Annotated in this window: 25 protein-coding genes; 9 read left to right on the top strand and 16 right to left on the bottom strand. The window is 72.9% G+C overall.

The window, feature by feature from the left end:
* Positions 1-16: 16 nt before the first annotated feature.
* From N538_RS0111890 to N538_RS0111880, 3 genes are all read right to left on the bottom strand, one after another.
* Complete coding sequence (locus N538_RS0111890; RefSeq protein ID WP_028637492.1) at positions 17-1,006, bottom strand: aldo/keto reductase; 990 nt, start codon at positions 1,004-1,006, stop codon at positions 17-19.
* 191 nt (positions 1,007-1,197) lie between these two features.
* Positions 1,198-1,740 (bottom strand): hypothetical protein, encoded by a 543-nt coding sequence (locus tag N538_RS0111885; RefSeq protein ID WP_028637491.1) that lies wholly within the window; start codon positions 1,738-1,740, stop codon positions 1,198-1,200.
* Positions 1,741-1,756: 16 nt separating this feature from the next.
* Entirely contained in the window at positions 1,757-2,593 is an 837-nt protein-coding gene (locus N538_RS0111880; RefSeq protein WP_197025316.1) for a methyltransferase domain-containing protein, read from the bottom strand.
* A 30-nt stretch (positions 2,594-2,623) separates the two neighbouring features.
* Between N538_RS0111880 and N538_RS0111875 the strand changes: the two genes are divergently transcribed.
* The gene (locus N538_RS0111875) at positions 2,624-2,956 is read left to right on the top strand and encodes a TfoX/Sxy family protein (protein WP_028637489.1); all 333 of its coding nucleotides are present in this window, start codon (positions 2,624-2,626) and stop codon (positions 2,954-2,956) included.
* Here N538_RS0111875 and N538_RS25080 read toward each other — a convergent pair.
* Positions 2,913-3,284, bottom strand: coding sequence for a TraR/DksA family transcriptional regulator (locus N538_RS25080; RefSeq protein WP_051549214.1), 372 nt, complete (start codon positions 3,282-3,284; stop codon positions 2,913-2,915). The two genes, N538_RS0111875 and N538_RS25080, sit on opposite strands and share 44 nt — an antisense overlap.
* Positions 3,281-4,471 carry a 23S rRNA (uracil(747)-C(5))-methyltransferase RlmC gene (gene rlmC, locus N538_RS0111865; protein WP_028637488.1) on the bottom strand — a complete coding sequence of 397 codons (1,191 nt, stop codon included), beginning with the start codon at positions 4,469-4,471 and terminating at the stop codon, positions 3,281-3,283. The genes N538_RS25080 and rlmC overlap by 4 nt, the downstream gene beginning before the upstream one ends.
* Before the next feature lie 52 nt (positions 4,472-4,523).
* On the opposite strand from rlmC, the gene N538_RS25075 reads away from it, so the two are divergent.
* Positions 4,524-5,981 (top strand): MFS transporter, encoded by a 1,458-nt coding sequence (locus N538_RS25075; protein WP_051549213.1) that lies wholly within the window; start codon positions 4,524-4,526, stop codon positions 5,979-5,981.
* Between the two features lie 80 nt (positions 5,982-6,061).
* Positions 6,062-6,499: a MarR family winged helix-turn-helix transcriptional regulator gene (locus N538_RS27415; protein WP_051549212.1), complete on the top strand. Its 438-nt coding sequence runs from the start codon at positions 6,062-6,064 to the stop codon at positions 6,497-6,499.
* Here N538_RS27415 and N538_RS25065 read toward each other — a convergent pair.
* Positions 6,447-7,388, bottom strand: a complete 942-nt coding sequence (locus tag N538_RS25065; protein WP_036570195.1) for a bile acid:sodium symporter family protein — start codon at positions 7,386-7,388, stop codon at positions 6,447-6,449. The two genes, N538_RS27415 and N538_RS25065, sit on opposite strands and share 53 nt — an antisense overlap.
* A 12-nt stretch (positions 7,389-7,400) precedes the next feature.
* Entirely contained in the window at positions 7,401-9,230 is a 1,830-nt protein-coding gene (locus N538_RS0111845; RefSeq protein WP_155992069.1) for a fibronectin type III domain-containing protein, read from the bottom strand.
* Positions 9,231-9,271: 41 nt separating this feature from the next.
* On the opposite strand from N538_RS0111845, the gene N538_RS0111840 reads away from it, so the two are divergent.
* Positions 9,272-10,372 (top strand): acyltransferase family protein, encoded by a 1,101-nt coding sequence (locus N538_RS0111840; protein ID WP_028637486.1) that lies wholly within the window; start codon positions 9,272-9,274, stop codon positions 10,370-10,372.
* On the opposite strand, the gene N538_RS0111835 is transcribed toward N538_RS0111840, so the two are convergent.
* The 6 genes from N538_RS0111835 to N538_RS29000 are packed head-to-tail and all read right to left on the bottom strand — an operon-like array spanning position 10,373 to position 17,392.
* Positions 10,373-11,524, bottom strand: a complete 1,152-nt coding sequence (locus tag N538_RS0111835) for a CDP-glycerol glycerophosphotransferase family protein (RefSeq protein ID WP_028637485.1) — start codon at positions 11,522-11,524, stop codon at positions 10,373-10,375. It abuts the gene before it with no gap.
* Positions 11,521-12,771 (bottom strand): lipopolysaccharide biosynthesis protein, encoded by a 1,251-nt coding sequence (locus N538_RS0111830; RefSeq protein WP_155992068.1) that lies wholly within the window; start codon positions 12,769-12,771, stop codon positions 11,521-11,523. Before N538_RS0111830 ends, N538_RS0111835 begins: the two co-directional genes overlap by 4 nt.
* Positions 12,772-12,781: 10 nt before the next feature.
* Positions 12,782-15,031, bottom strand: a complete 2,250-nt coding sequence (locus N538_RS0111825; protein ID WP_028637483.1) for a hypothetical protein — start codon at positions 15,029-15,031, stop codon at positions 12,782-12,784.
* Positions 15,024-15,860: a hypothetical protein gene (locus N538_RS25060; RefSeq protein ID WP_036570193.1), complete on the bottom strand. Its 837-nt coding sequence runs from the start codon at positions 15,858-15,860 to the stop codon at positions 15,024-15,026. The genes N538_RS0111825 and N538_RS25060 overlap by 8 nt, the downstream gene beginning before the upstream one ends.
* On the bottom strand, positions 15,857-16,933 hold the full coding sequence (locus N538_RS0111815) for a glycosyltransferase family 4 protein (RefSeq protein ID WP_028637482.1): 1,077 nt from the start codon (positions 16,931-16,933) through the stop codon (positions 15,857-15,859). The genes N538_RS25060 and N538_RS0111815 overlap by 4 nt, the downstream gene beginning before the upstream one ends.
* A gap of 24 nt (positions 16,934-16,957) precedes the next feature.
* Positions 16,958-17,392 carry a hypothetical protein gene (locus N538_RS29000; RefSeq protein ID WP_028637481.1) on the bottom strand — a complete coding sequence of 145 codons (435 nt, stop codon included), beginning with the start codon at positions 17,390-17,392 and terminating at the stop codon, positions 16,958-16,960.
* Between the two features lie 51 nt (positions 17,393-17,443).
* Between N538_RS29000 and N538_RS0111805 the strand changes: the two genes are divergently transcribed.
* From N538_RS0111805 to N538_RS0111790, 4 genes are read left to right on the top strand one after another with little or no spacing between them, the layout of a single operon-like run.
* Entirely contained in the window at positions 17,444-18,529 is a 1,086-nt protein-coding gene (locus tag N538_RS0111805; protein WP_028637480.1) for a glycosyltransferase family 4 protein, read from the top strand.
* Positions 18,530-18,587: 58 nt separating this feature from the next.
* The gene (locus tag N538_RS25055; RefSeq protein WP_081790439.1) at positions 18,588-19,589 is read left to right on the top strand and encodes a glycosyltransferase family 2 protein; all 1,002 of its coding nucleotides are present in this window, start codon (positions 18,588-18,590) and stop codon (positions 19,587-19,589) included.
* 45 nt (positions 19,590-19,634) lie between these two features.
* The gene (locus tag N538_RS0111795) at positions 19,635-20,516 is read left to right on the top strand and encodes a DUF1295 domain-containing protein (RefSeq protein ID WP_028637479.1); all 882 of its coding nucleotides are present in this window, start codon (positions 19,635-19,637) and stop codon (positions 20,514-20,516) included.
* Positions 20,517-20,523: 7 nt separating this feature from the next.
* Positions 20,524-21,639: an FAD-dependent oxidoreductase gene (locus tag N538_RS0111790; RefSeq protein ID WP_036570313.1), complete on the top strand. Its 1,116-nt coding sequence runs from the start codon at positions 20,524-20,526 to the stop codon at positions 21,637-21,639.
* Here N538_RS0111790 and N538_RS0111785 read toward each other — a convergent pair.
* The gene (locus N538_RS0111785) at positions 21,620-22,777 is read right to left on the bottom strand and encodes a fatty acid desaturase family protein (RefSeq protein ID WP_028637477.1); all 1,158 of its coding nucleotides are present in this window, start codon (positions 22,775-22,777) and stop codon (positions 21,620-21,622) included. The two genes, N538_RS0111790 and N538_RS0111785, sit on opposite strands and share 20 nt — an antisense overlap.
* A 198-nt stretch (positions 22,778-22,975) precedes the next feature.
* A complete protein-coding gene (locus N538_RS0111780; protein ID WP_028637476.1) occupies positions 22,976-23,404 on the bottom strand; it encodes an Hsp20/alpha crystallin family protein in 429 nt (142 codons plus the stop codon).
* Positions 23,405-23,495: 91 nt separating this feature from the next.
* Here N538_RS0111780 and N538_RS0111775 point away from each other — a divergent pair, with 91 nt between their 5' ends.
* Positions 23,496-23,789 (top strand): MerR family transcriptional regulator, encoded by a 294-nt coding sequence (locus N538_RS0111775; RefSeq protein WP_028637475.1) that lies wholly within the window; start codon positions 23,496-23,498, stop codon positions 23,787-23,789.
* A gap of 159 nt (positions 23,790-23,948) precedes the next feature.
* Here the strand turns inward: N538_RS0111775 and N538_RS25050 are convergent, their stop codons facing one another.
* Positions 23,949-25,403, bottom strand: a complete 1,455-nt coding sequence (locus N538_RS25050; protein WP_081790438.1) for a M1 family metallopeptidase — start codon at positions 25,401-25,403, stop codon at positions 23,949-23,951.
* Positions 25,404-25,473: the final 70 nt, after the last annotated feature.

The raw sequence follows: 25,473 nt of genomic DNA, 5'->3' as shown, positions 1-25,473 counted from the left end.
CGGAGGTGAACCGGCCCTACCAGCGCTCGTGCACGGCCGCCCGGAAGTACCGGTCGTACAGGTCCCGCACCCCGTCGAGGAACGCCGGCGGGAGCGGGTCCGCATCGCCGGCGGCGGCGTTCGCGCGCGCCTGCTGGGCGTTGCGGGCACCGGGGATGACCGTCGTGACGCCGGGCTGCTGCCAGACCCACGCGAGGGCCACCTCGGCGGGGCTGAGCCCCGTGGGGCCGACCGTGTCGATCAGGTCGACGAAGGCCTGCGCGGCCTCCACGCCGACCGCGAAGTCCACGCCCGAGAACGTCTCACCCACGTCGAACGCGCTGCCGTCGCGGTTGTAGGTGCGGTGGTCGTCGGCGGCGAACGTCGTCGACCGGTCGTACTTCCCCGACAGCAGGCCGGACGCCAAGGGCACGCGCGCGATGACGCCGACCCCGGCCGCAGCAGCCGCGGGCAGCACCTCGTCCAGGGGCTTGAGCCGGAACGCGTTCAGGATGATCTGCACCGTGGCGACGTGCGGCCGCGCGATCGCCGCCAGCGCCTGGTCGACGGTCTCGACGCTCAGGCCGTACGCCGCGATGTCGCCCTCGGCCACCAGCGTGTCGAGGTCGTCGTAGATCCGGTCCGCCTCGACCACCTCCGTCGGCGGGCAGTGCAGCTGCACCAGGTCCAGCCTGTCCACGCCGAGTCCGCGCCGGGAGCGGTCGATCCAGGAGCGGAAGTTGTCGAGCCGGTAGTTGTCCGGCTCCTGCTCCATCCGGCGCCCCATCTTGGTCGCGACGAACACGTCGGGGTGGGTCCGCAGGAAGGTCCCGATGATCTCCTCGCTGCGGCCGTCGCCGTACACGTCAGCGGTGTCGAGGAACGTCACCCCGGACTCGACCGACGCCTCCAGCACGGCATGCGCGTCGGCCTCGGAGACCGTGCCCCAGTCGGCGCCGAGCTGCCAGGTGCCGAGACCGACGACCGAGACCTCGCGGCCGGTCCTTCCGAGGACGCGCTGCTCCATGGACACAGTCTGACAAGCCGGTGGGCGGGCGGCCGCGCGGCAGTTACCCGGAATTGACGTAGCGGTCCCCGCCCGCCAACGCCTTGGCTGATCGGGGTCTCCGGAGCAGAACGACTGAGGCTGGGACCGACCACCCGGTCCGGCGCCGCGTCCCGAGCGCGGCACCGGGCCGGGCCTGGGACTCGAGTGGCTCAGCCGGTGTAGGAGAGGACCCGCTTCGTCAGCCGGTGGACCCCAGGGACGTAGTCGTCGGTGCGGGCCGCCCGGTCCTGGACGTGCGACCGCACGGACACCGAGAACCGCTCGGAGGGACCGAGGCAGCTCGGGTCGAACCGGATCACCGACTTCGTCCCGATCATCCGCACCGAGGCGCACCCACGGTCGCTGATGTCCCGGTGGTGGCGGTCCCAGTCGCGGGCCCTGTAGACGCCGTACTCGCTGAAGGACACCCCGGTGATGAACAGGTCGGGCACCCGGTCGCCGTCGCTGTCGACCCAGACGTCGATGCCGTCGCCGACGTCGACCCGGCGGCCGTGCACCACCGTCACCCGAGCCTTGCGGCCCGCCGCCGAGGCGGCCTTCAGCGTCACCGAGACGATGTCGTAGGCCTTGTGCGGCTCGACCGGGTCCGTGATGGTCCGCTCGGTCGGCGGCGCCGAGGCGACGGCCGGCGCGGCGGGCGCGGCGGTCGCGAGCGCCATGAGTGCCACCGGGGCGAGGAGCAGACGGCGCATTCCCACAGTGTCCTCCTCAGTCCTTGCGGCAGACGAATCCGAAGACCGTGACCGCCCAGAAGGCCCAGCCGTTCCGCGCCGCCTCGGCCTGCGCGGCCAGGGCCGCCGCGGCCTGCTCGGGCGTGATCGTGCCGTCGCCGACCGCCTGCTCGGCCGACATCCGGCTCAGGTCCGAGCGGAGCAGCATGTCCTGTGACTGGACGAGCGCCGACGAGCCGACGTCGGGGTCGACCGACAGGCCCGCCTGGATCGCCTGGCGCGGGATGTTGCGCGCGGCGCTCGGGTTCGCGAGCTGGCCCATGAACGCCGTCGTCATCGCCCGCGACACCGCCGGGTCGACGTCGGACTCGACGCGGGACTCGTGGTCGGAGTCGAGCAGCAGCGCCCGACCGCCGGGCCGCAGCACCCGCCCGAACTCCGCGATGGCCGCTGCCGGCTCCGGCACGTGCTGGAGCACCCGCTCGCACCACAGCACGTCGACGCTCTCGTCGGGCAACGGGATCTCGGTCGCCAGGCCCTGGCAGAACTCCGCGGCCGAGTCGACCTCCCCGGCCCGGGCCTCCGCCACCACGCGCAGCATGCCGTTCGGCTCCACGCCGAGCGCCCGGCCGTCCGGTCCGGCCAGGGCCGCGAGCCGGCGGGTCATGGTCCCCGTGCCGCTGCCGACGTCCACGCAGGCCTCCCCGCGCCGTACGTCGCCCGCGGCCAGCATCCACGCCCGCAGTCGTTCGATCGACGGCGCGGCGTCCTGGGCGTCGAGCACCGCGATCATCTGCGCGACCGCGGCATCGCCGATGGTCTCGGGCCGGAACGCCGCCCCGAGCGAGACCGACGCGCCGCTCACCTCTCCCATGCTCATGCTCGAGGGTCCCACAATCGAGGCATGGCGTACGACGAGCGGCTGGCCGAGCGGATCCGCGAGCTCGTCGAGGGCGAGCCGGGCGTGACCGAGCAGAAGATGTTCGGCGGCCTGGCCTTCCTCGTCGGCGGGAACATGGCGGTCGCTGCCAGTCACGAGGGCGGGCTGCTGCTCCGGGTCGACCCGGACGAGGCCGAGCAGCACCTCGCGCACCCGCACACCGACCCGTTCGTGATGCGCGGGCGGGCGATGAACGGCTGGCTGCGCGTCGTCCCCGAGGGCGTGGGCACCGACGTCGAGCTCCGGCGCTGGGTCAACGTCGGGGTGACCTACGCCCGGTCGCTGCCCCCGAAGTAGCGCACGCGACGCAGGTCGCCGCCGTCGGCCGGGCCTCGAGCCGCTCGGCCGGGATCTCCCGGCCGCAGACGGCACACACCCCGTAGGTCCCGGCGTCCACCCGCGCGAGCGCCGCCTCGACCGCGGCCAGGTGCTCCTCGGCCTGCCGCACCAGTGCCGCGACCTGGGACCGCTCGAACGCGATCGTGGCGCCCTCGGGGTCGTGCTCGTCGTCGGCGTTCGAGTCCTTCGACGCCTCGACGAACCCGCGGTGGTCCCCGCGCAGCGCCGCGAGCCGCGCCGCCGTCCGCCGGTGCTCCGCCTCGAGCCGTGCGCGCGGGTCGCTCACGCCCGCTCCAGGAGCGTGAGCACCTCGTAGTGGGCGGTGTTCGGGAACATGTCCAGCAGCCGGCCGCGGACCGCCCGCAGCGACGGCATCGCGTCGAGGTCCTTCGCCAGCGTCTGCGCGTTGCAGCTCGAGTACAGGACGTGCCCGACCCCGGACGACTCCAGCCAGCCGGCCAGCTCGGGGCCGATGCCGCGGCGGGGCGGGTTCACGACCACGAGGTCCGGCGGTGCGGTCGAGCCCACGGCGTACGCCGTCGCATCGCCCGCCTCGAAGCGCACCGCGCCCTGCCCGGCGGCGCCCGTCTCCGTCGGGCCCATCTCCATTGAGCCCATCTCCATTGAGCCCATCTCCATTGAGCCCATCTCCATTGAGCTCAGCGTCGCCGACGCCACCGCCTCGCGGCTGATCTCGATGCCGGTCACGTCGGCCCCGGTGCCCGCGATCGCCAGGGCGAATCCCCCGACTCCTGAGTACAGGTCCCACACCGACCGCGGCGAGACCGCCGCCACCCATTCCCGCCCGAGCCGGTACAGCTCGGCCGCCATCGGCGTGTTCGTCTGGAAGAAGCTCTGCGGCCGCAGGTGCAGCGCGAGCCCCGTCAACCGCATCGTCAGCGTCTCCTGCCGGCTCAGCGGGATCTCCCGCTCCCCCTCGAGGACCGCCTTGTGCTCGGGCTGGAGGTTCACCGACGCGACCACGACCTCCGGCAGCTCCGCCTGGAGCCACGGCAGGTGCTTGCGGATCCGGGCGACTGGCTCCTGCGATCGCAGCACGAACCGCACCATCAGCTCGCCGTCCGGCGACTCCGTCACGAGCAGGTGCTTCAGCTCACCGCTGCGCGAGGGCACGTCGTACGGCGTCAGCGCCGCCCGCGTGACGAACGCGGCCAGGACGGGGAGCGCGGTCCGGATCCCGGCCGTGTGCAGCGGGCAGTCGCGCAGGTCGATCCCCGCGCCGGCCGGGTTCAGGATCCCCAGCGTCGGCTCGGCGACCGTGCCGTGGACGACCATCTTCGCCTTGTTGCGGAAGCCGAGCTGCGGGCTCGCGACCGGCGCGTCCCACGCGACCCGGTGGCCGCGAAGCAGGTCCTCGACCTGCCGCTGCTTGGCGACCAGCTGCGCGTCGTACGGCGTGCCGAGCCAGCTGCACGAGCGGCAGCGGCCCGCATCGAAGTGGTCGCAGATCATGACGGGCCAAGGCTACGGAATGAATCGGGCGGCCACGCGGTTGCGGCACCACGTGACCGCTCCCCTGGAACGACGCGCGGACTACCGCGTCACCTTCGCCGTCCTCTGCCTCGGCGTCGGAGCGTTCTCGCTGCTCCAGTCGATGGTCAACCCGGTGCTCCCGACCATCGAGGCCGGCCTCGGCACCGACCAGGCGACCGTGAGCTGGGTGCTGACGGCGTACCTGCTGTCCGCGAGCGTGTTCACCCCGATCATCGGCCGGGTCGGCGACAAGGTCGGCAAGGAGCGGATGCTCGTCGTCGCGCTCGCCGCGCTCGCCGTCGGCTCGTTCATGGCCGCGATCGCCACGAGCATCGGCGTGATGATCGCTGCCCGGGTGGTGCAGGGCATCGGCGGCGGCGTGCTGCCGCTGACGTTCGGCATCGTCCGCGACGAGTTCCCGCGCGAGAAGGTCGCCGGCGCCATCGGTACGGCGTCCGCGCTGCTCGCGGTGGGCGGCGGCGTCGGCCTGGTGATCGCCGGGCCGGTCGTCGACGCGCTGAGCTACCACTGGCTGTTCTGGATCCCGATGGTGATGACCGTCGTGGCCGCACTCGCGGCCGCCTTCTACGTCCCCGAGTCCCCGGAGCGCACGCCCGGACGGATCAACGTCGGCACGGCGCTGCTCATGTCCGGCTGGCTCGTCGCGCTCCTCGTCGGCGTCACCGAGGGTCACCTGTGGGGCTGGTCGTCGGCGCGGGTGATCGGTCTGTTCGTCATCGCCGCGATCCTCCTCGTCGTCTGGGTCTGGGCGGAGTCCCGCAGCGACCAGCCGCTCGTCGACATGAAGATGATGCGGATCCCGACCGTGTGGACCGTGAACCTGGTCGCGCTGCTGTTCGGCGCCGGCATGTACGCGACGTACGCGTTCCTCCCGCAGTTCCTCCAGACGCCGGAGTCCGCCGGCTACGGCTTCGGCGTGAGCGTCACCGAGTCCGGCCTGCTGCTGCTCCCCCAGACGGTCGCGTCGTTCATCGCGGGGGTGATGGCCGGCCGGCTGACCGTGCGCTTCGGGTCCAAGGCGATGATGGTGTTCGGCGCGGCACTGACCGCAGCGTCCACCCTCGCGCTGACGCTCGCCCACGACGAGATCTGGCAGGTCCTCGTCGCGACCAGCGGCCTCGGCCTCGCGTTCGGCCTCGCGTTCGCCGCCATGTCGAACCTCGTGGTCGCCGCCGTGCCGCAGAGCCAGACCGGCGTCGCGACCGGCATGAACACCAACATCCGCACCGTCGGCGGCGCCATCGGCGCCGCCGTGGTCACCAGCGTCATCACCGCGAACGTGCAGCCGTCGGGGTTCCCCCACGAGTCCGGTTACACCCACGGCTTCGCCGTCCTCGCGATCGTCGCCGCCGGGGCCGCGGTCGTCGGGGCGTTCGTGCCGATCGTGCGGGTCCGGACCCACGTCGTCCCCGGTCCCCAGGCGGAGGCCGAGGCCGACGTGGAGCCGGAGACCGTCCGTCCGAGCTGAGCTGGCCCGGGACCCGGTTCAGCACCTGCTGCAGCTGAGCGAGGAACCGGTCCCGTCGCGGCTTCCCTAGAGTTGCCCTCGTGGACGAACCGGACTTCGGCGTGCTGCTGGCGATCGCCAACGCGACGTTCGTCGACGGGCTGCAGACCCACATGCGCGACTCCGGCTACGCCGGCTTCAGCACCCGCACCGGGTTCGTCCTCCGGGTGCTCGGCACCGACGCCCTCAGCCTCCGGAAGGTGGCGGACCTGCTCGAGGTGTCCAGCCCGGCGGCCCTGAAGGTGGTGGACGCGATGGTGCGCGACGGATACGTCGAGCGGGTGGCCGCCCCCGGCGACCGTCGGGTCCGCGCGATCAGGGCCACCGCCCTCGGGCACGCTGCGCTCGCCGACGCGCGCCGGTTCCACGCCGACTTCGAGGAGTCGCTCGGCAGCCGGGCGACCGCACTGCGCCGCGGGCTCACGGTCATCGCGCAGCGGGCGTCCCCCGCGATCCCGCGGGTGCTGCGGGAGCCGTAGCCCGCCTCCACCAGCTCGAGAGCACCAGCCCGGTCGTGACGTCCCACAGCCCCCAGAGCGCCGCGACGAACGCCACGCCGCCGAGGTCGCCGAAGAACCCGAGCGCGAGCACCAGCGCGAGACCGGTGTTGCGGACGCCGAGCTCGAAGGTCATGGCGCGCACTCCGGGCACCGCGAGCCGCAGCCCGCGCCCCGTGCCGTAGCCCGCCAGCAGCGAGATCGCGTTCTGCAGCACGATCGCGAGCGCCACGGCGCCGACGTAGGTCCGGAACGCCGCGAACTGCCCGGCCAGGCCACCGACCACGATCAGCAGGAGCAGCACCAGCGCCCCGGGCTCGACGAAGCGGCGGGCCCGCGCGGAGAAGCCTGGGAACCGCCAGGCCGCGAGCAGCCCGGCCGCGAACGGCAGCCCGATCAGCAGCGCGACCTCCGCGGCCATGCCCCACGCGTTGATCGACACGTCGTTGAGGAGGTCGTCGGCGGCGGGGTTCAGGCCGCACCAGAACGCCACCGCCGCCGGGGTGAGGACGATCGCGACGACGTTCGACGCGGTGGTCAGCGAGATCGAGAGCGCCACGTCGCCGCCCGCCCGGTGGGTCAGGATGTTCGAGAGGTTCCCGGCCGGGCAGCAGACCACCAGGATCATCCCGATCGCGACCGAGCCGCGGACGTCCAGCGCCAGCGTGAGCAGCACCGTGAGCACCGGCATCAGGAGGTACTGGGCCAGCAGCCCGGCGCCGATGGCGCGTGGGCGGCGCACGACGTCGCGCAGGTCGGACGGCCGGACGTCGAGTGCCACGCCGAACAGGAAGACCGCGATGACGACCTTGGTGGCCAGCTGGAAGCCGTCGCCGAGGTCGACCTGGAGCTGGTCGATATCATTAACCACAGGTAATGATACCTAGCGGATGCGGACCCGCCTGGTCTTCGCGACGTCTCCCCAGCCCATCTCGTTGCGCGCCTGCACCGTCACCCGCAGCCGCTTGCCGGACACCAGCCTCCGGACCGTCGCCTGCCGGGCGTCCGGTCCGACGGTCATCGTGCGTCCCCCGGCGGTCAGGCGGTACGCCGTCACCGGCCGGCCGTTCCCATCGGCAGGCGTCCAGGTGAGGGTGACCCGGCCCTTGCCGGGCGTCACCTTCACGATGCCCGGCGCGGTCGGGACCGTCGCGGGGACGACCGTCGTGGCGACCGGGTCCGAGGAGCCGTCCGCGCCGACGGTGCGCACCGTGTAGTCGTAGGCCGCGCCGTTGAGCAGCCCGCTCTCGGTGTACGAGCGGGCGCCAGGGGGCAGGCGGACCGGCACGCCGCCGCCGCGGGTCACCTCGAAGCCGGTCACGTGGGCCGACGTCGGCGGCAGCTTCCAGCGCAGCGTGGCGCTGCCGTCGCCCGGGGTCGCGGTCAGGTTCGCCGGCGCGGGCGGGTCGGTCGGGTCGATCGTGACGACGGTGACCTGCCCGTCGAGCGCGACGGGCACCGTCGTGCCGACGCGTTCGCGCACCAGGTCGGGCCCGTCGGTGGGGCGGTAGACCGTGAGGTCGTGCGGCACGTCCAGCCGGATCGTGACGTCGGCCGGGGTCACCGGCAGCGGCTGCTGCCGGTCCGGGTCGTAGATGCGCACGTCGCGCCACAGCAGCAGCACGAAGCGCCCGTCCCGCTGCTGGGTGAGCAGGTACCTCGCGTCGTTCGGCAGGCCCTCGGCGCCGACGGCCAGCGCGCCGGGCGAGAAGGTCGGGCCCGGGTCGGCCAGCAGGCCGAGCAGGTCCCGCATCGCGGTGTAGGCCGGCTTCGGCGACAGGTCGTGGCGGAGCAGGCCGAAGTGCGCCTCGACGTTGGTCTGGTCCGGGTCGTCGAAGGAGTCGATCAGCTCGTAGCTGTACACCCGCTGCTCGCCGCGGGCGACGTGCTCGAGCAGCAGCCGCGGCAGGTACACGCCCGCCACGTCCTCCGGCACCGGCCGGTGGCTGCTGGAGCTGTTCATCGCGTTGGTGTAGCCGGCCTCGGTGGTGACCAGCGGCTGGTCGGGCATCGACTGCCGGACCGCGTGGGTGATCGCGCCGATCTGGTTCGACGGCTGGTAGCCGCCCGGGTACATGTGCGCGTTCGCGAGGTCCGCCATCGCCGAGACGTCGCCCAGGTCGGTGTAGTTCCACTTGAACGCCAGCGCCGGGGAGAGCACGGGCAGGTCCCTGGTCGCGGCGTTCGCGTGCGCGGCGGCGTACAGCCCCTGCTGCCAGCCGCGCACCTCGTCGACCCAGCCGTCGCCGCCGGACAGGTCCCACTCGTTGGCGCCCTCCAGGCTCTCGACCGCACCGGCGGGCAGCTGGTCGGCCACGGTCCGCACGTAGTCGGCCGGCGTCCCGCCGCTGTCCGGCCGGCCCATGATCAGGTCGAAGCCGATCCCGCGGTCGGCGACGGTCCTGATCGCGCGGTACTGCCGCGGCGAGTCGAGGAACAGGTCGTCGCGCACGTGCCGGACGCCGAGACCGGACAGCGCGTCCGCGACCGCGCCGGCGTCCTGGTACGGCGTGTCCAGGAAGTTGAGGTGGATGCCGACGCCGTAGCTGTCGACGACCGAGTCGGACGAGATCGCCTGCAGCGGCGCCACGGTGCGGTCCTGCGTGCCGCGGTGGCCCGGGTGCGCGGCCTGGGCCGCACCCGGTGCGAGCACGAGCACCGGCACCAGGGCAGCGGTCGCCGACGCGAGCAGAGCTCGACTAGTCCTCCCCATGCCCCGCATAACGGACGCTCCGTGTTCTTCGTTACGCCCGCATGGCGGAGACGGGGCGCTTCGACTACCTCGACGGGATCCGGGCGGTCGCGATCTCGGTGGTGCTCGCGCTGCACTGGGCCAGCTGGTACACGCCGCTCTTCCACGGCGGTTCGATCGGCGTCGACCTGTTCTTCGTGCTCAGCGGCTTCATCATCACCACGATGCTGTGGCGGACGCCGACCGGGTGGGTGCCGTTCTTCCGCCGCCGGCTGGTCCGCCTCTACCCGGCCCTGGTCGGGCTCGTCGTCGGCGCCCTGGTCCTGTACGCCGTGGTGCCCTGGGCGCCGGACAGCCCCGCCGAGGTCGCCGAGCGCGGCCTGCTGGTGCTGACCCAGACCACCTCGGTCTGGGCCGCCGGCCAGTCCGGCAGCCTGTGGCTGCCCGGCCTCCAGCCCTTCGGCCAGACCTGGTCGCTGGCGGTCGAGTGGTACTTCTACCTCCTCTGGCCGGTGCTCCTGCTCGCCGCCCGCCGCCGCGGCTGGAGCGCTCGCCGGCTGGCCCTGGCCTGCGTGGCGGTCGCCGCGGCGGCGTACGCCCTGTCGCTGCCGCTGCCGACATTCGTCCTCTACTTCGGTCCCACCGAGCGCTGCGGCGAGCTGCTCGCCGGCGCCGCCCTCGCACTGTGGTTCCAGCACGCGGGGCAGCCCACGCACGGCCGCGGCGCCACCGCCGCCTCGGTGACGGCTCTCGCCGCGGTCGCGGCGTACGCGCTCCTGGGGCCGGACGGGCACAGCCCGCTCTACCGGCTGGTCGGCGTCCCGCTCGCGGTGGCCGCGGCGGTGACCATCATCCACACCGGCTACGGCGACCAGGCCGGCATCGTGCACCGCCTCCTCGCGCACCCCTGGCTGGCGGGCATCGGCCGGAGCAGCTACAGCCTCTACCTCTGGCACGTCGTGCCGTTCCTGCTGCTCGCCGACGCTCCAGCTCCCAAGCCCGTCCTCGGGTTGGTCGCGGTCGCGTCCGCGATCGCGCTCACGACGCTGAGCTACCGCTACCTGGAGAAGCCGTTCCTGCGGGCCCGCAGCGACGTGCTGTCGCCGCGGCGGATCGACGACCGGCCCGCGGCACCCTCGCCCTCGAACGAGCGTCGCACCTGATCAGGCGGAGCCCAGCACCCCGAGCTTGACCAACGCGGTCACCAGGTCGTCGGCGGCGGTGGCGGTCTGGTTGAGCCCGATCCGCTCGGCGACGGCGCGGCGCTTGGTCCGGCCCCGGTTGCCGTCGGAGTCGAGGTCGGTGAAGAACCCCGTGAACGGGCGGCAGGAGAGGTCGACGACCTCACCGGGCACCCAGTCCAGGATGTCGGCGGGGTACAGCGGCCGGTCGTAGGAGGCCCGGTCGGTCACCAGGAACGCGATCGGCCGGTCCACCAGCAGGTAGTCGACCCACACGCTGGAGTAGTCGGTCACCAGCCCGACCGAGGCGCCCAGCAGCGCGTAGAGGGATACACCGGCAGCATCCAGGTCGTCCTCGTCGACCGTGACCGCACCCGGCCACTGCCGGCGGTCGGCGTCCATCGGGTGCGGCTTCACGACCAGCTGGACCCCGCGCTCCTGCAGGCCGGCCAGGAGCACGTCCAGGCCCGCCCGGTCCTCGGTCGCGAGCGTGTCGTGGACGCGGACCGCACCGACCGCGCGTGGGGTGCGGAACGTCGGCATCCAGACCACGAACGGACCGGTGATGCCGAGCGCGGCCAGCCGCTCCCGCGGGACGGCCTGCCAGAGCTGGTCGGTGCGCGGGTTGCCGGTCGCCAGCACGAACCCCGCGGGTACGTCGAACGCCGCGGCCTGCCAGGGCGAGAACAGGGAGGTGCTGCCGACGAAGTACGTGCTGGCGATGTGCGCCCCGACGCCCTTCCCGGGCGTGATGTCCTTGGGGCCGTCACCGTGCCAGATGTTGACGACCGGCTTCCGCGGCACCGGCCGCGGGCTGCCGTACAGGCCGTGCGTGAAGAGCACCGCCTCGGCGCGCAGGTAGGCCCAGAGCCCGCGCAGGCTCGCCTTCGGGACCAGCACCAGCCCCTGCGCCTCGAGCTCGCTCACCGCCGCGGGCACCGGCCCCCGGTCCCGGAGCCAGACCACCCGGCCGGCGTACCGCCGCACCAGCGCGCGGGCGGTCTCGAGGCCGTTGCCCTCGGTCTCGGGGTAGGCGGAGACGACGACCGAGCGGCTCTGCGGCACCACGTGCGAGAGCGCGTGGAGGACCACCCGCAGCGTCCCGAGCACGGCGGTGAGGGCGAGGTTCCTCATGCGGGCTCGAGCTCCAGGTCCGGCGCCCGGTCGGGGAAGCGGGCGAAGATGGCGGTGGCGAGGTAGCCGAGCAGGCCGCCGACGGCGTGGCCGATCCCCCACGCCGCGCCGACCCAGACGGTGCCGTGCGGCGCGAGCAGGATCGCCAGCACCAGCATCACCACGGTGCTGATCACCTGCACGCCGATCATCGCGGTCAGGTGGGCGGCCAGCCGGAGCCGCAGCATGCCCCAGTAGTTGAACGCCGCCCCGACGCACGCCAGCGCCAGGACGCGCAGGGTGGTGGTGCCCTCGTCGACGTAGTGGCTGCCGAAGATCGCGAGGAAGTACGGCGCCAGCACGACCATCGCCGCGCAGCCGAGCACCGCTCCCCCGAGCAGGAGCAGCCCGCTGCGTCGGACGACGGCGTGCCGGCCGTCCTGCGCGCGCTCGACCTCGGCGTAGGAGAGGTTCGCCACCGACAGGACGACCGCATTCAGGAGCGCGGCGACCTGGAAGCTGATGAAGTAGGCGCCCGCCTGGGCCGAGCCCAGCGCGTTGACCACGATCAGCGGGAACACCAGCAGCGGGAGCACGGTGAGCACGTAGGTCACGTAGCCGGCGGCCGCGAAGCCCCGGTTGGCGAGCAGCTGCGGGGACGGGCGCGGGGTCCGCGAGCCGGGGACGTGACGCAGGATCACGAGCACGCTAGCGACGCCGCAGGCGCCGACGGCGAGGCCCACCGAGCCGTAGAGGCCGAACGCGCCGGCACCGGCGAGCAGGAACGGCAGGCCGCACTTGAGCACGCCCATCAGCACGCCGTTGAGGCGCAGGAACGACCAGACCCGGTCGATGGCGAGGAACACGCTGTCGGTGAGCACGTTGAGCGCGGTGACCGCCACGAGGACGGCGTACAGCGCCATGGTCAGCGGCGAGGAGAGCACGTCCGCGAGCCGGGGCGAGGTCATCGGGAGCAGCAGGGCGTAGACCAGCGCGAACGCCGCACCGGCGGTCAGCACCACCAGCGCGGCCGTGACGACGTCGGCCGCCTTGCGCGAGCTGGCGGGGAGGGTGCGCACGATCGCGATGTTCAGGCCCAGCTGGGCGAACAGCGCCAGTGAGTCGCCGGCCGCCACCAGCGACCCGGCCAGGCCGACGTCCTGCGGGGACGCCAGGCGGGCCGCGATCACCCAGAAGACGGCGCCCGCCCCCGCCATCAGGATCGTGGTGACGAAGACGAGCAGCGAGTTGCTCATCAGCCTGCTCACGAGGGAAGCCTCATCGGTACACCCGTGCCTGCGGTGCGTCGTAGAGCAGGTCGAGGTGCCGGTCCAGCTCGTGCAGCGGGTAGGCGTAGGTGAGTAGGTCACCGGTGTAGAAGACCGTCGACTCGCCCTGGTCGAGGATCTGCCCGTCCACGAACACGTAGGCGTCGCGGGACAGCAGGGTCGGGTAGAGCCGGTCGGAGACCGGGGCGCGGTTCTCGCTGAGCGCGAGCAGCCGGACGTTGAGGTTCCGGCTGGCGATGATCCGCTCGTTGGTGCGGTCCGCGTGGTCGACCCGGCCGAGCCAGGTGAGGCCCTGCATCTCGGAGTCGCTGGCGAAGAACCGGTCGTAGTAGGTGCCGGCGTTCTCGAGGCCGATCCGCTGCTGGGTGCCGGCGAGCACGACGAGCAGCGCGACCGGGACGACCGCGGTCAGGGCCCGCTTGCGCAGGACCCAGCAGATGCCCATGGCCATCACCGGGGCCACGACGAGCAGGGTCTGCTGGAACGCGCGCAGCACGCCGTAGTCGACGGAGAGATTGGGCACCACGACGATCAGGCCGAGCGCGGCCATCGAGCCCCAGGTCAGGAAGGTCACCTCGCGCGGGAGGGCCTGGTCTCCGCCGGACCTGGTAGTGCGGCGCCGGAAGAGCCAGATCAGGCCGAGGAACAGGAAGCCCTCCATCAGCAGCGCGCAGACCATCTTCACGGGGGTCGCGGGCTGCGTCTGCACCGCGGGCGCGAGGTCCGCCGGGCCGGGGTCGGGGATGGCGCGCAGGTCGGGCGGGATCTCCTGGTCGCGGTAGTCCAGGGTCGCCTGCACGAACAGGTGCATCCGCTGCTCGGGAGAGGTGCGGTCTCCGAACGGCTTGGCGTACGACGTGTCCGACGAGCCGGGCCCGTCGGCGCCGTGGCCGGTGAGCGACCGGACCGTGTCGTGCAGGACCTCGCTCGCGTGCCCGCCCGTGTGGGTGACCGGACCGGCCCAGGCGAGGGTGATCGCGACCAGCGCGGCGACCATCGCCGGGTGCAGCAGCACGAGCGTGTGGGTGTCGGGGCGCTCCTGGCCGCGCCGGCGGCGTACCAGCGCGATCACGCCGAGACCGGCGAGCGCGGCGACCATCGCCATCAGCAGCACGTACGTCGTCGAGTAGTGCGACAGGACCACACCGACGCCGAAGGCGAGCACCAGGGCCCGCGTGGTGCGGCTGCGCGGCTCGGTCGCGGCGAGCAGCGCGAGCGCGAGGAAGAAGAACGCGACCTCCTGGCGGACCAGGTACGGCATGTCGGTGAAGAACGTCGGGAACGCGACCGTGAGCACCGCCGCAGCGATCGCCGTCCGGCGGTCGACGAGCCGCCGCGCGAAGAGGTACGTCAGCACCGGCACGAGCGCGAACACCAGCTGCAGCAGGAGCTTGAAGACGACCAGCCCCGAGAGGCCGGTCGTCTGCGCCAGCACCGTCGGCAGGATGGTGACCGACAGGCAGGCGTTGTAGGCGCTCGGGAGCGCCGACATCTCCCAGTTCTGGGCGGTGTTGGTGAGCGTGAACGCGAGGTACTCCGCCTGGACGTCGTGGCCGGTGATGTTCCAGCCGCGCAGCGAGGTGGCGAGCAGCAGGCCCGCGGAGACCAGTCCGACGATCCAGGAGTCGTACGCCGTGGAGCGCTCGCGCCCGAGCATCAGCGCCAGCAGCGCGCCGCCGGAGACGACGACGGCGGTCACGGCCACGAAGCCCGAAGCCCCGTTGTTGAGCCGGATCGCGCCGATGACGGAGAGCAGCAGCGCGGCCGCGGCGAGGGTCGGGGCGAGCTCGAACCGGGCGTCGAGGACCGCCCGGGCCGCCCGGCGCACCTCGCGCCGGGTGAGGACCGGGACCTGTCGCCGCCAGGCCAGCAGCGCGGCGTCGACCACCAGCCAGGTGACCGCCAGCGGCAGCGGCGCCAGCGGGTGGTCGACGCCGACCCACCCGAGCACGGTGTCGAGGGCGAGTCCGCCCACGACCAGGCCGAGCAGGGTGACCCCGAACGCGTACGGCAGCGTCGTCGCCCGGCGCCGGAGCACGAGCGTGGGCAGCGCGACGAACGTGACCAGGGCGATCGCCGCGCGCAGCACGGGGATGTCCAGGTCGAGGGCGACGACGGCCTGCGCGAGGACCAGGGCGAGCAGCGGCCAGCGCAGCCCGGTGCGCCGGGGCGCCGGCGTGAGCTCGACGTACGACGGGACCCGGCCGTCGAGGAGCGCGGTGTCCCCGGCGTCACGCATGGCCGGCCTCCAGGCTGCCCCACCGTGACAGCGGCAGGTCGGTCGCCTCGGGCCAGCGCAGGATGACGTCCTCGTGGATCGCGAGCATCTGCTCGAGCAGGGCCTGGGGGGTGTCGAAGTCGGCGGGGTCGAGGGGCTCGTGCAGGCGGATGACCGGCCCCCGCTCGTCCTCCTCGGAGGTCATCACGACGACCGGCGCGCCGGCCTCGGCGGCGAGCCGGGCGGCACCGAAGGAGCCGAGGACCTCCCGGCCGACGAACTTCATCGGCGTCCGGCCGGGGACGTCCGAGGCGATGGCGAGGACCTGGCCCTCGCGCAGCAGGTCGAGCAGCCCGGCGGTCCCGACGGCGGCGCTGACGGCGGTGCCGCCGTTCGCCGTGCCGATCCGGATGTGCTGCTGCAGCCAGAGCGGGGCGTCGGGCTCCAGCATGTACGGGTAGACGACCATGTGGGCCGGCGCGCCGCGCCGTGCGATCGACGGGAAGCCGCCGTCGTAGTAGCCGTGGTGGACGAAGTTCAGCAGCACGCCGCGGCCCGCCGACCGGGCCCCGAGCAGGAAGCCGATGCCGTCGACGCGCAGGCTGGTGAGCAGCTCGGGGTGCCACCGCAGCTCGCCGCGGCGGGCCTGGTAGCGGACGTAGGCGCGGGCGATCGCGTCGAGGTCGGCGCCGGGGCGGGTGTGCTCGAGCAGGAAGCGCATCTGGGCGACGGCGTCCTCGCGGGCGACCGGTCGCAGCCAGGCGGCGCGGGCGCGCGCGGCGACCAGCGCGGGCAGCATCGCTGTCGGCACCCGGGCCCGGATCCGGGCGGCGATCTGCTCTGCGGTCATGCCACGTCCTCCCACACCGCTTCCAGCACGGAGAGCGTCGGTCCCACCCGCTGCTCCCAGTCCCAGCGCGACGGCTCGACGGCCATCGGGCTCGTCAGCGCGCCGGCGAGCGCGTCGGCCAGCGCGGCCGGGTCGCCCGGCGGCACCAGCCGTCCGTCCACGCCGTCGCGCACCACGAACGGGATCCCGCCGACGTCCGACCCGACGACCGGGCACCCGCAGGCCAGCGCCTCGGCGAGCGTCATCCCGAACGACTCCGACTCGGTCAGCGACGGCAGTACCGTCACGCCCGCGCGCCGGTAGTACGCCGGGAGCTCGTGGTGCGCGACCCGTCCGTGCCACGCGACCAGGTCCGCGACCCCGAGCTCGGCGGCCCGCTTCTGCAGCGTCTCGACGTCGTCCCCGTCGCCGACCACCTCGAGGCGCACGTCCGGGACCAGCGCGCGGAGCCGCGGCAGCGCGTCGACCAGCACCTGCAGGCCCTTCCAGCGCGACGTGCGCTCGACCCGGCCGGCGTACAGGACGGTCCGGCCGCGCGGCTCGCCGGTCGACGCGAAGACCGCGCCGTCGACGCCGGGTGGGATCAACGTCGCGCGGCCGGTGGCGTGCGCGAGCGAGACCGGGGAGACGGCGACCAGCGCGGCGCAGCGGCGGAAGACGCGCGGGAGCGCGTGCCGCTCGTAGGCGCGCAGCAGCGGGTCGACCACGCCGCCCTTGGCCAGCGACCCGGAGTGGTAGGTGAGCACGACCGGCTGCGTGGCGACGAGCGCCGTCAGGTCGGCCAGGCCGGGCACCGGGGCGTGCGCGTTCACGACGTCCGCGCCGCGCAGCAGCCGGCGCAGCTGCCAGGCCCACAGCGGGTTGACCGGGGTGTTGGACAGCGTGAGCCAGGTGCCCAGGCGGACGACCGGGATGCCGTCGTACGACGTGCGCACCAGCCGCCGGCCGCGGCCGGTGGTGACCACGAGGACGTCGTGGCCGGCGTCACGGACGGTGCGGGCCACCCAGGCCGCGTACTGCTCGACGCCGCCGGGGTCCGGTGGGAACCGCGGCGTCACGATCGCCACCCTCATGTCGCCCGCCTCATGTCGCCCGCCTCATGTCACGGTCCCGGGGCAGTGGGCGAAGACCTGGCGGTCCTCGCCCGGAAGCTCGACGCGCACCTCGTAGCTGTCCCGGGAGGGGCGGTCGAGGTCGCGGACGACGCTGGCCGTCTCGCCCGGGTCGACGGTGACCGATCCGGGGGTGTCGTGGCCGGCGACCGACACGACGTACCGCAGGTCGCGGACCTCGTCGAGGTGGCTGCTGACGTCGAACGCGACGCGCAAGCGGTCACCGGCGCCGGCACAGGTGACGACGGTGCCGTCGGCGGCGTGGCCGAACGCCAGGCCGACGTACTGCTGCGGCTGGTGGGACGCCGAGAGCGCGACCTGGTGGCGGACGCCGGGCAGGAGGACGGCGAGCAGCGCCACCAGTCCGACCGCCAGCGCGGTGACCGGGACGACGCGACTCCACCAGCGCTCCCTCAGCACGTCGGGTCAACGCAGGGCCCTCGGGCCGGTTACGCGCGGCATACTGCGCGGGTGAGCCGGTCTGAACCACTTCGCGTCCTGCACGTGGCGCACCAGGTGCTGCCGCACGTCGGCGGGCTGGAGACGGTGGTCGCGGCGGAGACCCAGGGGCTGCTCGCTCGCGGCTGGCGGGTCGCGGTGGTCAGCAGCGCCGGCGAGGTCGGCCCCGGCGTCCACGACGAGGACGGCGTGCGCACCGTGCGGGTGCGGGCGTGGAACGGCCTCGAGGAGCGGTTCGGCGTGCCGTTCCCGCTCTTCTCGCCGCGACTCCTCTCCCGGCTGTACGGCGAGGTGCGCCGCGCCGACGTCGTGCACGTCCACGACGTCCTCTACCTCTCCAGCTGGGTCGCCGCGATGTGGTGCATCGCACTGCGCACGCCGTACGTCGTGCACCGGCACGTCGGCTTCGTGCACCACTCCTCCGCGCTGGTGCGGCTGGTGCAGCGGGTCGTGCTCGGCACCATGGGTCGCCTGGTGCTGTCGCGGGCGGGCGCCGTGCTCGCTATCGACGAGCACGTCGCGAGCGGCCTCGCGGGCGCGCAGGTGCTCGGCAACGGCGTCGACGTCGACCGCTTCCACCCGGGTCCCCCGGTCGGGCGGGACCGGCCCCGGGTGCTGTTCGCCGGCCGGTTCGTGCCGAAGAAGGGCTTCGACGTGGTCGCGGCCGCCGCGGGCGACGAGTACGAGCTGGTGTTCGCCGGCGGCCAGCGACCCCCGGGGTACGACGACCCGCGGCTGTCCTTCCTCGGCTCGGTCCCCGCGGCCGCGATGCCCGAGGTCTACCGCGACGCGGACGTGATGGTCGTCGCGTCGGTGGGCGAGTGCCCGCTGACCGTGATCGAGGCGATGGCGTCCGGGCTGCCCGTGCTGCTCCGCGAGGACCCGGCCCTGCACTCGCCGTGGACCGCCGGTCCTGGGGTGCGGTTCGTGGACATGGCCGCCGGCGAGCTGGCCGGCGCGCTGCGCGAGCTGGTCGCGGATCCCCAGAAGATGCGGCGGATGGGGGCCGAGGGACGCGCGCACGTCGCGGCGTCGTACTCCTGGGACGTCCACGTCCAGCATCTGGATCAGAGCTACCGGGGCGTAACCCTGTGTTGACTGCCCCGTTGGGAGGGCGTTGGCGATCTCGGGACCATCGACCGACCGGGGGTCTCCTATGTCATGGGCAGAGCGTTACCGCATCGCGGCGGTCGTGCCGTGCCACAACGAGGAGGCGGCGGTCGCCACCGTCGTCGCAGACCTGCGGGCCGCGGTACCCGGGATGGACGTCTACGTCTACGACAACCGCAGCACCGACCGCACCGTCGAGCGCGCGCTCGAGGCCGGTGCGATCGTCTGCTCCGAGCCGCACAAGGGCAAGGGCAACGTCGTGCGCCGGGCGTTCGCCGACATCGACGCCGACATCTACCTGCTCATCGACGGTGACGACACCTACGACGCCGCCGCGGCCCCGGCCATGATCGAGCGGCTGGTGACCGAGAACCTCGACCAGGTCGTCGGCGTACGCCGCGGCTCGGCGTACCGCTCCGGCCACGAGTTCGGCAACCGGCTGCTCAACCGGATCGTCTGCGCGATCTTCGGCGACACGATGGGCGACATGCTCAGCGGCTACCGGGTGTTCTCACGCCGCTTCGTGAAGAGCTTCCCGGCGGTGTCGCGGGAGTTCGAGATCGAGACCGAGCTCACCGTGCACTCGCTCGCGCTGCGCATCCCGTCGGCCACCGTGGATGTCGGCTTCACCGACCGGGCCGAGGGCTCGGAGTCCAAGCTGCGCACCTACCGCGACGGCTGGAAGATCCTGAACGTGATCTTGATGCTCACCCGCCACGAGCGCCCGATCTACTTCTTCGGCCTGGTCTCCTCGCTCCTCACGCTGGTCTCGATCGCGCTCGCGACGCCGGTGCTGGTCGAGTACGTCCAGACCGGGCTGGTGCCGCGCATCCCCTCGCTGATCGTCGCGTCGTTCCTGGTGATGATGGCCTCCCTGCTGCTGCTGGCGGGGGTCGTCATCGACGGCACCCGCAAGTCCCGCCACGAGGTCAGCCGGCTCTCCTACCTGCGGCACCCGGCCGTGCGCGGCACCTACGTGCAGGACCCGTCGTACTTCACCGACGAGGCGCGCCCGCTGGCCGTCGTACCGGCGCCGCGGTCCGGCTGACCGGGTCCGCCACGAAACTGGAACGTGTTCTAGTACGGTTCGGGCATGACCAAAGCGGCGTCCCTGGCGCGCGTCGGCTGCTGCTACGTCCTGGCGATCGGGGTCGGCGCCGCCTGGCTGTACCTCGGCCCTGACTCTGGCCGGTTGTGGCTCGACGGGCTGGTCGCGGACCTGCTGGGCACCCTGGTGGTCTTCGGGTTCAGCCGCGCGTACCGCAACTCGAGCTGTTACGACGCCTGGTGGAGCGTGCTGCCTCCGCTGCTGGCGGTCTACTGGTGGTCCGAGAGCACCCCGGACACCAACGACGTCCGTGCGTGGCTGGTGATCGGCGTCATCGTGGTGTGGGCGGTTCGGCTGACCGGCAACTGGGTCTACGCGTTCCCGGGCTTCCCGCACGAGGACTGGCGCTACCCGATGCTGCGGGAGGGGAAGAGCCCGGCCGCGGCCTTCGTCGTCGACCTGTTCGGCATCCACCTGGTCCCGACGCTCCAGGTCTTCCTCGGCCTGGTGCCGGCCTACGTGGCGGTCACCCGGATCGGCCGGGACGTCGGCTGGCTGGACGCCGTGGCGGTCGTGGTCGGGCTCGGCGCGGTCGCACTGGAGCTCGTCGCCGACGCGCAGATGTACCGGTTCGCCCGGATCAAGCATCCGGGCGAGGTGATGGACCGCGGCCTGTGGGCCTGGTCGCGGCACCCGAACTACCTCGGCGAGATCCTCTTCTGGGTCTCGCTCGGGATCTTCGGCCTCGCGGCGTCCCCGTCGCACTGGTGGCTGGTGTTCCTCGGGGCCCTCGCCATGGTCCTGCTCTTCCTGCTCGCGAGCATCCCGATGATGGAGAACCGCAGCCTCGAGCGGCGGCCGAGCTACCAGGACGTGATCGACCGGGTGCCGATGCTGCTCCCGCGCCCGCCGCGGCGTGCCCGCTGAGGTGGGCGTGCGGCCACGCGTGGTGATCGCCGGGCTGGGCGACACCGGCCTCCTCACCGCGATCCACCTGTCGCGGCACGCCGACGTCGTCGGGATCAGCTCCAAGCCCGCACTGGTGAGCGGCCAGGAGCTCGGCACCCGCCTCGCCCGCCCCGACGCGTGGGCGCGCAACTACTTCGTCGGCTTCGACCGGTACCGCCGGCTCGACCGCGCGCGCGTCGTCCACGGGACGCTGATCGGGCTCGACCCGGTCGCTCGCACCGTCGAGGTACGGTCGGCCACCGGCACGACCGAGCAGGAGCGGTACGACGCGCTCGTCATCTCGACGGGGGTCACCAACGGCTTCTGGCGGCGGCCCGAGCTCCAGTCACTCGCGGAGGTCCGGGCGGCGGTCGGCGCGGCGCACGCCCGGCTCGCCGCGGCCCGCTCGATCAACGTCGTCGGCGGCGGCGCGGCGGCCGTGAACACCGCCTTCAACCTCGCGACCACGTGGCCCGCGACGGAGATCGACCTCTGGTTCCCGGGCGAGCACGCGCTCCCCCAGCACCACCGGCGGGTCTGGCACCAGGTCGAGAGCCGCCTGCGCGACGCCGGCGTGCGGATCCACGCGGGTCACCGCGCCGTCGTACCTCCCGGCTCCGGCTGTGACGAGATCACGGCCGACCCGGTCGAGTGGACGACCGGGCAGCCGGCGGCCGTCGCGGACGCGACCGTGTGGGCCGTGGGCCGGGTCCGCCCCAACACCGGGTGGCTGCCGGCCGAGGTGCTCGACGAGGACGGGTTCGTCCGGGTCGCTCCCGACCTGGGCGTGGTCGGCGCACCCGGGGTCTTCGCGATCGGCGACGTCGCCGCCACGGACCCGCTGCGCTCGACCGCGCGCAACCGCGCCGACCGCCTCCTGGCGCGCAACATCCGCGCCCACCTCGACGGTCGCCCGTTGCGGGACTACACCCCGGCCCGCCGCCGCTGGGGGTCGGTGCTGGGCTTCCAGCCCGAGGGCCTGCTCGTCTTCACGCCGTCCGGGCGCGGCTTCCGCATCCCGGGGTGGTCGATCGACACGATCCTCCAGCCCTGGATCGTGCGCCGCGGCATCTACGGCGGCGTCAGGCGGGAGCGGGGCTGAGCAGCTTGCGCAGCTGCGGGCGCAGGTTGCGCCGGTTGGTCTCGGCCAGCCAGCCGTTCGGCAGCGACAGCCGGAGCACCTTGTGCCACGCGCTCGCGACCTGCTTGACCATCGGCCGGGCGTTGTAGGGCAGCTCGAACCTCGCGAACACCTCGCGCACCCGCGGCGCGATCTCGTAGTACCGGTTGCTCGGCAGGTCCGGGAAGATGTGGTGCTCGATCTGGTGGGACAGGTTGCCGGTCATCAGGTGCAGCGCCCTAGAGCCGGAGATGTTCGCCGAGCCGAGCATCTGCCGCAGGTACCAGTGCCCGCGGCTCTCGTTCTCGTCGAGCTGCGCCTGCTCGAAGGTGGACACGCCCTCGGGGAAGTGGCCGCACATGATCACCGAGTGGCTCCACAGGTTGCGGACCAGGTTCGCGGTCGCGTTCGCCGCGAGCGTCGACTTCCAGCCGCGTCCGGACAGCGCCGGGTAGACGACGAAGTCCTTGCCGAGCTGGCGGCCGGCCTTCTTCAGCGCGATCCGCACCTCGGCCATCTTCTCCGGCGACATGTTGCGCTTGTCCCGGATGTGGTCGCCGAGGTCGAGGTCGAACATCGCGATGCCGTACTCGAAGATGCAGGCGGTCACGAAGTTCCAGACCGGCTGCACGAGGTGGCGCGGCTGCCACTCCTGCGCCTCGTCGACGCGCATGATGCCGTAGCCGAGGTCGTTGTCCATGCCGACGATGTTGGTGAACCGGTGGTGGGTGTCGTTGTGGGCCCGCTGCCACTGGGCCGCCGGCGTGACGTGGTCCCACTCCCACGTCGTGGAGTGGATCTTGGGGTCGCGCATCCAGTCCCACTGGCCGTGCAGGACGTTGTGCCCGATCTCCATGTTGTCCAGGATCTTGGCCAGCGCCAGACCGGCCGTCCCGGCCACCCACGCCGTCCGGTTGCGGCTGCGGAGCAGCGTCGCCCGGCTCGCGAGCTCGACCAGCCGCTGGACCTTCACGAGGCGGCGGATGTACGCCGCGTCCCGTTCGCCGCGGCTGTCGAGCACCTGCTGGCGGATCGCGTCCAGCTCCTTGCCCAGGACCTCGACCTCGGCCTCGCTCAGGCCACCGGGCGTCGTACGCGTGGGCTCGATCGTGACGGTCATGTCGCCAGTGTGCCCGGCCGGGCCACGGATCACCCCTTCCCCGCGCCACGGGTTCTCCGAGTACAACCTCAGCCGACCCTCAAGCCCCACATCCCGCAGGGGCCCCACCAGGCACGTTCTCCCCGGGGTCGCAGCGCAGCGAGGCCGCCCTGCACGGGCGGCCCCGCTGTGTGTCGGGAATGTGGGGCCGGGAGCGGGTCAGGCCTCGATCGCGGCGCGATCGGGCTCGCTCAGCCCGCCGATCTCGATCTTGCGCGGCTTCGCCCTCTCGGCGACCGGGACGACCAGGCGCAGCACGCCGTCGGCGTACTCCGCCTCGATCCGGTCGAGGTCGAGGTTGTCGCCGAGCACGAGCTGCCGGCTGAACACGCCCTTCGGCCGCTCGGAGGCCAGTGCCTCCCAGTCGCCGTTGCGGGCCACCCGCTCGGCGCGGACGGTCAGCACGTTGCGCTCGACGTCGAGGTCGATGCTGTCCTTCGCGACGCCGGGCAGGTCGAACTCGATCACGAAGCGCTCGCCCTCGCGCCAGGCGTCCATCGGCATCACCGCGGGACGGTTGGTGGTGCCGAGGAACTGCTGGGTCAGGCGGTCGAAGTCGCGGAACGGGTCGGTGGTGCGCAGCAACATCACTGTCCTCCTGGTTCTCTGCCGGGGGCCCGGGGACCGGGTCCGTATTTGTAACGATGGTTACAGGTTTCTTATACCCGATTCATCAGGCATGATCAAGAGCGTGCCGCACAGCAGCCAAGGCGTCTTCGCGATCTCCGTCGCCGCCGAGATGGTGTCCATGGAGATACAGAACCTGCGCGTCTACGAGCGCCGCGGCCTGCTCGAGCCGGACCGTACGTCAGGCGGCACCCGGCTCTACAGCGCCGACGACATCGAGCGGCTCCACCGGATCCGCGAGCTGCTCGCCGACGGCCTCAACCTCGCCGGCATCGCCGAGGTCCTCCGGCTCGAGGGCCGGGTCCGGGCGCTGGAGGACGAGGTGGCCCGGCTGCGCCGCCGCTGAGGCGGGCTCAGGCGTCGACCCGCCGGACGCGGAGCTTCTCCGGGTTGCGCATCACCCGGACCCGCACCCGGACCCCGAACACGTACACCGCGATCGCCGCACCGTCCTCGATAGCGACGAGGCCCGGCTGGCCGTCGCGCGGGCGTCCCGGTGTGAGGATCAGCGGGGGCTCGACGTCAGCAGCGCGTGGGTGCGGCTGATCTCGGCCCACGACGGGGGTGCCGACGACCGCCCCGTCGAGCTCGTGTCGAAGTCCCGGGGGAACCCGTTCGCCCGGGTCGGCGCGGGCCGCTCGCCCGTGTAGAGCCAGGCGTCGAAGAACGAGCTGAGATCCTCCCCGGACTCCTGCTCGGCGAGCGCGACGAAGTCGTCGGTCGAGGCGTTCGCGTGGCGGTGCTGCGCCACCCACGCACGCAGGACCGAGAAGAACGCCGGGCCACCGATGCGGGTGCGCAACGCCTGCAGGGCCATGGCGCCACGGTCGAGGACGGCGAGGCCGGACTTCTGGCGAGCAGTCGGGGCGCCGATGGGGACGCTCCAGAACGCGCTGTCGCCGGCATGGTCGCCCCAGGCGGCGCGGAACAGCTGGCGCCCGTTCCCGCCGGAGTGCAGCTCCGACCAGCGCCACTCGGCGTACGACGCGAAGCCCTCGTTCAGCCAGATGTCGCTCCAGTCCTCCACCGACACCGAGTCGCCGAACCACTGGTGCGCGACCTGATGGACGACGACGTAGACGTTCGGCCCGTCGTGCCAGAACGACCGGGCGTAGACGGGCCGGGTCTGGTTCTCCATCGTGAACCCCGTGCTCCCGTCGGTCGCGACCCCACCCATGGCGTCGAACGGGTAGGCGCCGAACTCGCGCGAGCCGAACTCCACCACCTCCGGCGTCCGGGCGAGCGCGGCCGTCGCCCGGCGGCCCTCCCGGCGACCGTGGGTGGCGACCGCCGTGACCACCGGGTGCCCGTCGACCCGGGTGCGCGCGACGTCGTACTGACCGACGACGAAGAACGCGAGGTACGGCGCCATGGGGTCCGGCCCGCCCCAGTGCCAGGTGCGCAGGCCGTGCCGGACGTGCTTCGAGACCAGGTTGCCGTTGCCGATCGCCTCGAGGCCCTTGGCCACGGTGACGCGCACGTCATAGGTCGCCTTGTCGGTCGGCCGGTCGTTCGACGGGTACCACCACTCCGAGGTCCCGGACCTCCCGGCCGCCACCGCCCCGCTGCTGGTCCGGATCCGCGACGGCGCCCCGGCGTACTCGACCCGGACCATCATCGCCTGGCCCTCGCGCAGCGCCGTCGGCGGTGTCACGACCAGCTCGTGCCCAGCACTCGTGAAGGATGCCGGCCGGTCGTTGACCCAGACCCGGGACACCGGCAGCGCGAAGTCGAGGTCGAAGCGGGACAGCGCCTGCGTGGCGTGGGCGCGGATCCAGGTGTTCCCCGTGAGCCGGTCGGTGCTGGGTGTGTAGGCGACCCGGATGTTGTAGTGGTCGACGTCGTAGCCCCGGCCGGCGTCGAGCGCGTCCGCCGGCGCGGCCTGGGCGGCACCCGCGGGCAGCAGCACGACGGTCACCAGGGCGACGGCAAGGCGGCGTACGCGTGCGTGTGAAGACATGTGGCTTCCTCCCGAGAAGGGACCACCCGGTGTGGTCCGCCGGGAACGCAACCACAGATCGCGGAGCGCC

Origin of the sequence: Nocardioides sp. URHA0032 (assembly GCF_000620645.1) — a bacterium.
Lineage (GTDB): Bacteria > Actinomycetota > Actinomycetes > Propionibacteriales > Nocardioidaceae > Nocardioides.
This window is presented reverse-complemented; position numbering and strand designations above follow the sequence as displayed.